The following is an 11,430-nucleotide window of genomic DNA, read 5'->3' as shown; positions in this document are numbered from 1 at the left end:
CACGGAGCATGCCAGCGAGGTCATGCATATTTAGTGCGTAATATTGACGTGTTACGCAATGGTGCTGCCGTCAGGCCAGCGACAAAAGTGTGACGCGTCAGTGTCCGCCCGGTTCACGGAAATGACATAACATGATGAAATAATGGGAGAGTGGTGAGGCTGCGACAAAAAGGATGGGTGCGACAAATGTCGCAATTTGTAGAGGGCAGGGAGGGAATTGCAGGGGAAAAGGAGCGGTTACATACGGCACAGTCTCTTGTTTAGCGCCTGGCGGGTCATGCCGAGGAGGGCCGCCGCCGCCCCCTGATTCCCTCCGGCAAGCCGGAGGGCTTCCTCGATGAGGTACTGTTCCATCTCCTTGATCTTCGGAAACCGGCCGGTTACGGCAAAATCCCGTTCCGGTGCCCCGGATGGGACCGGGTCGATGGCCGGCGCCTGCGTTGTGCCAAGATTTTTGCGAAACGCGGCCGGTGTCAGGTTTCCTTCATTGTGGCGGGTTACGGCGTCAAAAACCATGGCCCTCAGTTCACGCACGTTGCCGGGAAAGTGATAGACGGACAGGTGGGTGAGAAGTTCGGGGCGGTAAACCGGCTTCTCTTTCCGGAGCGTGCGGGCAGCTTCCTGGAGGAACGCCTCCAGCAGGAGGGGGATGTCTTCCCGCCTTTCCCTGAGCGGCGGAATCTCCACCTGATGGGCGCAGAGACGATAATAGAGGTCTTTGCGAAACGCCCCGTCGGCAATCAGCCGCTCAAGATGCTGGTTGGTGGCAACGACGATGCGCGCCCGGCTCGGCACCGGTCGATCGGCCCCGAGGGGATGATACTCACCCTCCTGGAGGAGTCGGAGCAGCTTCACCTGGGAAGTGGGGCTCATGTCGCCGATCTCGTCCAGAAACAGGGTGCCGTCGGCGGCCCGGGCGATCATCCCCTCGCGGGCCTCCCCTGCTCCGGTAAAGGCCCCTTTCCGGTGACCGAAGAGCGTGTCGGCAAACATCAGGTCGTCGAGCCCGGCGGCGTTGATCGCCACGAAATCGCCGGCAAGGCCGCTGAGTGTGTGGACGGCACGGGCTAAAAGTTCCTTGCCGACACCGGTTTCCCCGGTGATCAGGACCGGCTGGTCCGTGGCGGCTATGGCTTCGAGATAGCCGAATACCGCCTGCATCTTGGGGCTGCGGGTGAGGATGGCGGCAAATGCCTGCCGGTTGCGCACCTGTCCGGAAAGAAGGGATTCCCGGAGGGAGGTGATCTCGCGCCGCAGGGCATTCATCTCCAGAGCCTTCCTCACCCCACCCACCAGCCTGCTGATTTCCACCGGCTTCACCTGGTAATCGAAGGCGCCGGCCTTCATACACGCCACGGCGGTTTCGAGCTGGTTGGCGGCGGTGACGATGATCACCGGCACGTGGGGGTAGTTGGCAGTTATCTCCTGGAGAAGTTCCGCTCCGGTGAGGTGGGGCATCTGCAGGTCCAGCACCACAACCCCCGCTTCGCGCTCCGCCAGCAGAGGAAGAAGCTTCCTGCTGTCGGCACAGGTAAGGATATTGTCGAACCCGGCCCCCTGGAGCATCACCTCATAGCTGAACAGGATGTCCTGTTCGTCATCGACGAGGATTATGGCCGGCGAATTTGAAAGGTCTGTTCCCACAATCAGCCTCCTTGGGAGTTAGATTGTAGCCAAATGTCACCGCCAGCACAAGACCAAACTCCCATAGAGGATGCTTTCAAACAGACCGGTTGGCAAAACGGATGAATGCATGAAGCAGACGATTATTTCCTGCTCATCAGGTACATTTTGCTTTTCTTCGGGTCACAGAAAACAGTATAGTTCTCATTAAACGAACCGCTCCTCTTCCTTCCCCCTCAAGCACCGTGCAAACCTCAGTCGGGAGGACTCCCCGTGAAAATCAGATTCAACCTGTTCTTCCTCAGCAGTTTCATCGTCACCCTTGCCGTTCTCTTCAACACCCTCCTGTTCCTGGTTCAGATGCGCTCAGAGGCCCTGCAGACAGCACAAGTCGAACAAGAACAGGCCATCCGCACCTTCTGGCAACTCCTCCTGGCCGAGGGGAGCGACTTCCGGATCGTCGACGGCAGGCTTCTGGCCGGCAACTACGTGATCAACGACAATTACGAACTTCCCGACAAGGTAAAGGATATCTTCGGTGGGACGGCAACCATCTTCATGGGAGATACGCGGGTATCGACCAACGTGTTGACGGAAGACGGCCGTCGGGCCGTCGGTACCAGGCTTGTCGGCCCCGCCTACGATGCCATCTTCAGGCAAAACCGGCCCTACCGTGGTGAGGCTCCGATCCTCGGTATTCCCTATTTCACCGCCTACGATCCGATCCGGGATCGCAGCGGCAAGACAATAGGCGCCCTCTACGTCGGGGTAAAGAAAAGTGACTTTTTTGCCAACTATTCCCATCTTATGATCGAAGTCATAGTCGGCGCAATCCTGCTGGAAATCCTGCTGATCGCATTTGCCTGGGGGATGCTCCGGCAAAGGGTCCGTGCGGAGGCCAGGGAGAAAGAGACGGCCAACCGGCTCAGACTTATCATTGACTCGGTTCCCGCCAGTATCGCCTACGTGGATACGGAAATGCGCTACCTCTTTGCCAACAGCCGCTATGAAGAATTATTCGGGGAGAGCAAGGAAGGAGTTGCCGGCAAGATGGTGAAAGAGGTGGTCGGCGATGGTTTTTTCTCCTCACGGGAAGAACATATCCGGCGGGCTCTTGAGGGAGAGGCGGTTCTCTTCACCCATCAGCACCTCCACAAGGACGGCAGCAGGCAGATATTGCAGACCGCCTATATCCCCCACCTGGGCGAAGGGGAGGAGGTCATCGGCTACTTTATCCAGCACTACGACGTCACCGATCTTACCCTGACCCAGGAGGCTCTGCGTGCTTCCGAGGAGCAGTACCGAATCCTCTTCAATACCACCGGTACCGCCACCTTCGTAAGCGAGGAGGATACCACCGTATCGTTGGTCAACGAGGAGTTCATCAGGCTTTCCGGCTATTCACGCGAGGAAGTGGAGGGAGTGTGCAGCTGGACGGTATTCGTCACGCCGGAGAACCGGGAGCGGATGCTCGTCTACCACCGGAACCGCCGCATCGATCCCTTATCGGCACCCACTACCTATGAGTGCGAAGCCATTCATCGCAATGGTTCACGGCGTAACATCCTTGCCCATGTAAACCTCATCCCCGGCACGAGCCGGAGTATCGTCTCGTTCCTCGACATCACCAGGCACAAGGAGTTTGAAGCAAACCTCCGGAGCCAGCTGAACTTCCTGCAGACCCTGATCGACACCATTCCGAGTCCAGTCTTCTACAAGAACAGGGATGGTCGCTATACCGGCTGCAATACCGCTTTTGAAGCCTACCTGGGGCGAACGCGGGAAGAGGTGGTGGGGAAGACGGTATACGATCTGGCACCGCCCGACCTGGCCGATCGTTATCGGGAAATGGATGACGCTCTTATTGCCAGCCCCGGCATCCAGGTGTATGACGCTTCCGTCGTTTATGCCGACGGCACTCTACACGACGTCACCTTCAACAAAGCTGCCTTTTTCTCCGAAGATGGCCACGTGGAGGGGCTCGTGGGGGTAATCCTCGACGTTACCGAACATAAACGGGCGGAGGATGCACTCCGGGAAAGTGAAGACCGTTTCCATCGCATCTTTTCCCAGAATGACGATGCCATTCTCTTGGTAAGACTCGACAATTTGGCCATAATCGATGCCAACCCGGCGACCGAGGACCTCACCGGTTACCGGGTGAACGAGCTCCGGTATCTTACCCCTTCCTCTTTCATCGATCCCGACGACTTCCGCATGTTGATCGAACAGATCCCGACCGACGATCACAGCCACGCCTTCCAACTGCACAGTGCGACCATGGCCAGAAAGGATGGCAGTATCCTCTCCATCGCCATCCGGGCAAAAATCCTGAGGCTTCGAGACGAATACATCATCCACTGTTCCATCAGGGACATCACCGAGAAAATGAGGTTGGAGGATGAAGTCCGCGCGACCCAGGCGAAACTGATACATACCAACAAGATGGCATCCATCGGCATGCTTGCCTCCAGCGTCGCTCACGAGATCAACAATCCCAATAATTGCATATCCGTCAACGCTGCCATGATGGCCGACGTCTGGCATGATGCGGAGCCGGTGCTGGTCAAGGCACTTGGGGAAGATGGCGACTTCACGTTGCGGGGGATACCATTTTCGAAGATGCGCGACTTCGCCCCGAGACTTTTGAACGGTATTACGGAAGGTTCCCGACGTATTACCGCCATCATACAGAACATGAGAGATTATGTGCGGGAGGAAAAGAGCGGCCTGCACAGCGAGATCGACGTCAATCACCTCATCCGGAATGCCGCCTCAATCCTCTGGCACCACATTCATGTCCGCACTGACAATTTCCAGATGACGCTGGCCGAAAATCTTCCCCTGGCCTGGGGTAACGGCCAGCAGATAGAGCAGGTTATCATCAATTTGATAGTGAATGCCCTGCAGTCCCTCACTGACAAGCGGGCCGGCGTTTTCGTCACCACATCCAGCGACGTCAACAGCGGGACCATATCAATAACGGTGCGGGATGAGGGGAGAGGGATGGATGCCACGATTCTGGCGCGGCTGAAAGAGCCGTTCTTCTCGACCAAGCTAGCCGAAGGAGGAACGGGGCTAGGACTCTACATCTCCGATTCCATACTCAAGGAGCACAAGGGCTTTCTCGAGTTCGATTCCAGCCCAGGCAGGGGAACTACAGCGACCGTCATTCTCCCCATGGCGGGTTATCAGGCCTGAACCATTGCTCTCGCCGGCCTGGCGATCGGAGGGGTAAGGAAGATTGACGTGCAGAAAGGAGTGAATCAGGCGGGTTTTAGGGGAGAAACGGTCTCTATCTCGAAGCTGCGATGTTCAGGGTGGTGGCAGTAGAATTTATCACGCACGAAGATGGTATGCTTGCACTGAGAATCTTCAACCAGACATCGAGAAAATTCAGGGCCGATAGGAAGGGCGCGGCACTGGTCCGTATTTGGCTCGACCGTAGGTTGAACTTGAAATGCTAGCATTGATTCCTCCCAGAATTACGATTTGCTAATCTATCACCATCCTCTCCCCTGGTGCAAGTATAATGTTAGACAATGTTAAAAAAACGGACCTTCGCGTTGTCGATTGAGGTACTTCTTTGTCGTTTGCCCATTGTGAATTTGCCAGTTGCAAACTCCGCGTTATAATGGTGCAATGCTCTGATAATGGCTGACGCATGAGAAGATAAGATCGGGATAGGGACAAACAAGGAATTCCATAAACCGTCCTTGCACTTTGTAATAACAACCAAAATGGAGGAATGAACATGAAAAAGATGCTTACCGGGATATTGCTTGTTTCGTTTATGGTCGGAGGGTGTGCTGATATGTCGCAAACCACCAAGGGTGCCGGCATCGGCACCGGCGCTGGTGCGTTGGTTGGCGCGGGGCTTGGCCAGCTCATCGGTGGGAATACCACGTCTACCCTCATCGGGGCAGGGGCTGGAGCTGTGGCCGGCGGCCTGACCGGCGGCCTGATCGGTAATTACATGGACAAGCAGGAAGCGGCCATGCGCCAGAAACTGGCCGACTCGCAGGCGGTTTCCGTCCAGCGCCAGGGGAATAACCTGAACCTCAACTTCAAGTCGGATCTGGTCTTCGATTCCGGTTCGGCAGAAGTAAAGGGTGCAAGTGCCGCAGATCTTCAGCAGGTGGCAAAAGTCATGAACGATTATCCGCAAACCAGAATCCTGGTAGCAGGTCACACGGACAGCACCGGTTCCAACGAATTGAACCAGAAGTTGTCGGAGCGTCGGGCCAATGCGGTAAAGGACCTGCTGGTGAGTAACGGGGTGAGCGCCGATCGTATTGTCGCTAGGGGATACGGGAAGACACAACCGATTGCCAGCAATGACACGGCAGCCGGTCGACAGCAGAACCGGCGGGTAAAAATCACCATCGAGCCCATTGAGGCCAAGTAGTTCTTCCCAGTAGATGCCCAGTTTGGGGTAGCCATAAAAATAAAGGGGTTACGGTTCATGCCGTAACCCCTTTTCCTGTTGAGCAGTTTCTTGTACCCTCAGTTCGGTATGGCGGGAAGTTCGACGCCGGCCATCTTCTGCACCATTCGCACTACCTGGCAGCTATAGCCGAATTCATTGTCGTACCAGACGTAGAGGACACAGCGGTTACCCTCGGCAATTGTGGCCAGGGAATCGATTATGCAGGCATGCCGCGAGCCCACGAAGTCACTGGAAACCACCTCGGGGGAATTGGTGTAGTCGATCTGGTTCTGCAAGGGGGAATTCAGCGAGATGCCCCGCAGATACCCGTTAATCTCCTCGACGGACACCTTTTGTGCCAGTTCCAGGTTGAGGATTGCCAGCGATACGTTGGGGGTCGGCACGCGGATGGCGTTGCCGGTCAGTTTGCCGCTTAGTTCGGGGATAACCTTGGCAACCGCTTTGGCGGCACCGGTTTCGGTAATGACCATGTTCAGCGGGGCGCTGCGCCCACGGCGGGATGCCTTGTGATAGTTGTCGATCAGGTTCTGGTCGTTGGTGTAGGAGTGGCAGGTCTCCATGTGGCCATGCACAATGCCGAAGCGGTCGTTGATCGCCTTCATGACCGGGACAATGGCATTAGTGGTGCAGCTGGCCGCCGAAAAGATCCGCTCAGCCGGGGTAATCAGCTCGTTGTTGACGCCGGCCACCACGTTGGGGATATCTCCCTTGCCCGGGGCAGTCAGTATTACCTTGGCGATCCCCGGCGTTTTCAGGTGTCGGCCGAGTCCGTCACGGTCACGCCACTTGCCGGTGTTGTCGATGAGAATGGCGTTGTGGATACCGTACTGTTCGTAATCGACCGACTCGGGCGCATCGGAGTAGATGATGCGGATCATATTGCCGTTGGCGATGATGGCGTTTTCCTCTTCATCGACGGTAATAATGCCGTTGAAATGGCCATGAATCGAATCGCGCCGCAAAAGGCTCGCCCGCTTGATCAGGTCGTCCCCAGCCCCCTTGCGCACTACGGCAGCCCTCAGCCGTAATTTTTCACCACTTCCGGCTTTTTCAATCAGGATACGGGCCAGCAGGCGGCCGATCCGGCCAAAACCGTAGAGCACAATGTCCTGTGGTTCGGAAAGCACGGGACCGCGCCCGGTCATGACCGGCGCCAGCTCCTGACGCACAAACTCGTCCAGTGAGCGCCCCTTGCCGCTCGTTTGATACAGGGTGGTCAGTTTGCCCAGATCGATCCGTGCCGGCGCCAGATTGAGCGTACTGATCGCCTCCAGCAGGGGAAAGGTTTCCCGGACGGTGAGCTCGCCGTCGAGAACCAGACGGGCAAAACGGTGCGCCTTGAGGATGTCGATCACCGTATTGTGTACCAGTGACCGCCCGTAGACGGTGGTAACGATGTTGTTGTCACGGTAGAGATGGCCGATCATGGGGAGCATGCGCTCGGCCAGTTCCTCCTGCTGCTGCCATTCTTTGAGATGGGTTTCCCTTTTTTTCGGGTTCATGGGACGTTTCCTTTCGGCTCTATGAATTTCAAACGGTCACTGCTTCGCGGTTTATGAATAATGTCGGTGAGGCTCCCTACCGGAGCCTGTCCAGGATGCGCAAAAGCCCGTCGAGAATGGTTGCCGGGTGGGGCGGGCAACCGGGGATGTACAGGTCGACTGGGATAAGGTTGTCCGCACCGTTGCAAACCTGGGGCGAATCGATGTAGGGCCCGCCGTTGATGGCACAGGCACCGCAGGCAACGACGATCTTGGGGGCCGGAATAGCCTCGTAGGTGGTGAGCAGGGCCTGTGCCATGTTTTTGCTTGCCGGCCCGGTTATCCAGAGCCCGTCGGCGTGGCGAGGCGAGGCGACGAACTGGATGCCGAAGCGTCCCAGGTCCCAACCGATGGTTGAAAGCACGTTGGTATCGGCTTCGCAGGCGTTACATCCCCCCGCGCTGACCTCCCGGAACTTGAGCGAGCGACCGAACATCCGCAGCAGATCGGGGGAAAGTGGCCGGGCATGGTGGTGTTCCGACCCGGGACGCACCAACAGTTGCTCCCGGCCGGTAACAGCGAGTTGGTAATCCGTGGTGAATTGGATATTGCCCGCGGGACACTCGGCGCAGAAGAGGCATTTCCCCATGTCCAGGCACCCCCCGCCGGTAGCGGTGAACGCGCCATAGGGGCACTCAGCCGATGCATCATGGCATTCGGCAGTTCCCGTCGGCGTAGAAACGACAGGATAGCCGCGAAACCGTTCCGGCATCTGTAACGGAGCTGCGGGATAGGGCATGGTGCGATGCCCTTGTTTAATGCGGGACATGATTGCACGGAACACGGTGAACTATCCTTCCTCCCGGCAAACCGGGGTGTGACCAAGCCTGATTGAATTCAGCGCCTGCCGTTTTTCTCTCTCCTACAAATCGAATCCGCAATACGAGAGGTTGAAACTCTTGTTGCAGAGCGGAAAGTCCGAGATCTGTTGTTCCCGGAGTGCCATGGCGAGCCCCTGCCAGTTGTGAAACGAGGGGTCGACAACCTTGTACCGGGCAAAGCGTCCGCTGTCATCGGTGATGGCGACGTGGCAGATCTCCCCCCGCCACCCCTCGGTCAGGGCCACGGCCAGGTGCTGACCTCTACACGGGGATGCCTTCGTCCGATGTCCTCCACCGGGGAGTTGCCGCAATTGTTCCTCGATGAAATCCATGGATTTCTGGGCTTCCTGCCAGCGGATCATGGTTCGCGAACAGACGTCACCGTGGAAGGCAGTGGCGACCGGCAGATGGGTCATACGAAAGATGCCGAAGGGATGGTCATGGCGCACATCGCGCTTGATGCCGCAGGCCCGGGCCGCAGGCCCCACCAGCCCCAGTTCCAGCGCGAGTTCCTGCGACAGTTCCCCGGTCCCCTCCAGACGGCCCATGACGGATGGTGTGCTCCAGATGAGATCCACGGCATCGGTCAGATCGCGTCGTGCGTCCGCCAGGCGTTTGAGCAGGTCGTCACGCTGGGCCGACGTGAGATCGAAGATCGTGCCGCCGGGGGTGAGTAGACCCCGGCCAAACCGGCTGCCGCAGAGGACGGCCGTCATGTTGAGGAAGTCCCCCCTGATACGGCCGCAGAACGAGGCTGTCGGGAGATAGCCCACGTCTCCGGCGATTGCCCCCAGGTCGCCGGTATGATTGGCCAGCCGTTCCAACTCGAGGGCAATGCCTCGCAGCACTTCGGCCCGCGGCGGAACCTTGACCCCTGCCAGCGATTCCATGATCATGCAGTGTGCCTGTCCATGACCGATGGTGGTATCTCCGGCGGCTGTCTCCATGTGCTGAAGGGTACGCGGGTGCGGTCCGCCCAGGAGATCGGCCTCTATGCCCCGGTGCTGGTAGCCGAGGGAAATCTCCAGGTGGAAGACCTCTTCCCCGTGGCATTGGAAGCGAAAGTGCCCCGGTTCGATGATCCCGGCATGGACCGGGCCAACCGCGACTTCATGCACTTCGTCCCCGGCCACCTGGAAATAGTCCATGACACCCACGCGGAGCGGTTCGCCCGCAGGGCGGTTCCAGGCATCGCGGCCGGCTAGGAACGGATGATGGAAGCGTACCGGCTTGAACCAGGGATGATCGTCGAATAGCAGCCCGCACTGTTCCGCGATCTCCCGTTCAAAAAGCTGCACCTGGGGGCAGAGGGAGGCAATGGAGGGGAAGCGGTTGTCGTCTGCAACCGTGCGTACCACCGCGAGGCGGCTTTCAACCTTGTCCGCAAGCACGCAGACAAGGGGGATTTCTGCACGGGCGGGAATGCCGAAGTACGAGACAACGCGCCAACCATGACCCGTCGCGTCGAGGATGCTCTGGAGAAACTGGCCGGAGTCCACGAGGGGTATTTCCGCCCACGGAACGGCTGAGCCGTTATAGAGAATGCGTAGTGAATTGTTCATGGCTGCGCCCCCAGCATGACGGCGCCATCTTTGAGCAAGGTGACCAGAAAGCCGGGAGGCCAGATCCCCAGCACCAGAATGACCGCCATCATGAAAAATGGCGGCCCCACCGTCAGCAATCGGTCTTCGTAATCGGTCGGTTCAGTATCCGTCGGGGGTGCCCCCATCACCATCGGCAGCACCGTAAGGGCCATGCCGATGAAAACGATGACCAGAAAGAGCAGAAACAACCACCCCACCAGATGGCGCCCCTCGATAAAGGCGCTGCTGACAATGGTGTATTCGCTGATAAACGGAGAAAACGGCGGCGAACCGGTGATGGCTATGAATCCAGCCAGGAAGAGCCCTCCCGACCAGGGGAGACGCGTCAGCGCACCCTTGACCACGTCGGTCGTCTTATTCGAGTAGGAGCGGTGAATGTTGCCTGACGAGAGGAACAGCACCCCCTTGGTCAGGCCGTTGTTCAGCAGGTGAAAAAGCGCGCCGTAGAGTCCCCCCTTGCCGAGGCCGAGTCCAATGGCGAGTATCCCGACATGCTCGACGCTTGAATAGGCCAGCATCCGCTTGAAATCTGACTGATGCGCCATGAACACGGCGGCAAAGGCCATGGATACCAGCCCCATGCCGACCAGGGTCTGCTGGAAAAAGTGGATTTCAGTCCCGGACGCCAGGCATATCTGGTAGACCCGCAGGATCGACAGAAAGGCGCAGTTTACCAACCCCCCGGCCAACAGCGCTCCCACCAACCCCGGTGCTTCGCCGTAGGCATCCGGTTTCCAGGTATGCAAGGGTGCCAACCCCATTTTTGAACCGTAGCCGACGAGTAGAAAAATGGCCGCTGCGTGAAACCAGCCGGCATTAAGTTCGCGGGCCGATGCCATGAGTGGCCCCAGCAGCAGGGTTGCGTCGCGATGTGCCACATAGGTCGAATAGGCGAGGAAAAGCAGCCCCAACAGAGCCAGGGCAATCCCGACGGAGCAGATCAGGAGATATTTCCAGGTTGCTTCGATAGAACGGGCATTTTGGTTGAAATAGATGAGTGGCGCCATGGAGACGGTCGTGGTTTCCAAAGCCACCCAGAGGAGCCCCAGGTGCTGGGTGATGGTTACCAGTCCCATGGCGGACAGGCAGACCAGAAGCCCCATGCAGAGGATCCGGTTGGAGCGCTTCTGGCGGTATGCCAGGTAGCCGACCGCATAAAAGGCGCAGACGGCAAACAGCAGGCTGATGCACAGGAGCACCACCTTTCCCAGCGGGTCGAGCCAGATCCATCCTCCAGGGGATGGCGGCGGGGCATTCCCCACAAGGAGCGCGGTCAGCACGAGGTGGATCGTGGCGACAACCGGCAGGGTCAGGGGACGCAACCGGTTGTCCGGTACGACCCAGGCGAATAACGCTCCGATCAGGGGGAGCAGAACAAGGGCGAACAACAT

Annotated in this window: 7 protein-coding genes; 2 read left to right on the top strand and 5 right to left on the bottom strand. The window is 58.2% G+C overall.

Annotation, left to right across the window (positions count from 1 at the left end; translation table 11 throughout):
- Nucleotides 1-237: 237 nt before the first annotated feature.
- Nucleotides 238-1,644, bottom strand: a complete 1,407-nt coding sequence (locus LDN04_RS02785; RefSeq protein WP_223906113.1) for a sigma-54 dependent transcriptional regulator — start codon at nucleotides 1,642-1,644, stop codon at nucleotides 238-240.
- A gap of 252 nt (nucleotides 1,645-1,896) precedes the next feature.
- On the opposite strand from LDN04_RS02785, the gene LDN04_RS02780 reads away from it, so the two are divergent.
- The gene (locus LDN04_RS02780) at nucleotides 1,897-4,824 is read left to right on the top strand and encodes a PAS domain S-box protein (RefSeq protein ID WP_223906111.1); all 2,928 of its coding nucleotides are present in this window, start codon (nucleotides 1,897-1,899) and stop codon (nucleotides 4,822-4,824) included.
- Nucleotides 4,825-5,377: 553 nt separating this feature from the next.
- On the top strand, nucleotides 5,378-6,031 hold the full coding sequence (locus LDN04_RS02775) for an OmpA family protein (protein ID WP_223906109.1): 654 nt from the start codon (nucleotides 5,378-5,380) through the stop codon (nucleotides 6,029-6,031).
- 98 nt (nucleotides 6,032-6,129) lie between these two features.
- On the opposite strand, the gene LDN04_RS02770 is transcribed toward LDN04_RS02775, so the two are convergent.
- The 4 genes from LDN04_RS02770 to LDN04_RS02755 all read right to left on the bottom strand — a co-directional run bounded on the left by LDN04_RS02770 (nucleotide 6,130) and on the right by LDN04_RS02755 (nucleotide 11,430).
- Nucleotides 6,130-7,575, bottom strand: coding sequence for a glyceraldehyde-3-phosphate dehydrogenase (locus LDN04_RS02770; protein WP_223906107.1), 1,446 nt, complete (start codon nucleotides 7,573-7,575; stop codon nucleotides 6,130-6,132).
- A 76-nt stretch (nucleotides 7,576-7,651) separates the two neighbouring features.
- Nucleotides 7,652-8,398 (bottom strand): NADH-quinone oxidoreductase subunit NuoB, encoded by a 747-nt coding sequence (nuoB, locus tag LDN04_RS02765; protein WP_223906105.1) that lies wholly within the window; start codon nucleotides 8,396-8,398, stop codon nucleotides 7,652-7,654.
- A gap of 78 nt (nucleotides 8,399-8,476) precedes the next feature.
- On the bottom strand, nucleotides 8,477-9,997 hold the full coding sequence (locus tag LDN04_RS02760; RefSeq protein ID WP_223906103.1) for an NADH-quinone oxidoreductase subunit C: 1,521 nt from the start codon (nucleotides 9,995-9,997) through the stop codon (nucleotides 8,477-8,479).
- Nucleotides 9,994-11,430, bottom strand: coding sequence for a proton-conducting transporter membrane subunit (locus LDN04_RS02755; protein ID WP_223906101.1), 1,437 nt, complete (start codon nucleotides 11,428-11,430; stop codon nucleotides 9,994-9,996). Before LDN04_RS02755 ends, LDN04_RS02760 begins: the two co-directional genes overlap by 4 nt.

The sequence above is a fragment of the Geobacter sp. AOG1 genome, from assembly GCF_019972315.1.
Lineage (GTDB): Bacteria > Desulfobacterota > Desulfuromonadia > Geobacterales > Geobacteraceae > Geomobilimonas.
The sequence above is the reverse complement of the archived record's forward strand: the minus strand, read 5'-3'. Positions and strand labels throughout refer to the sequence as shown.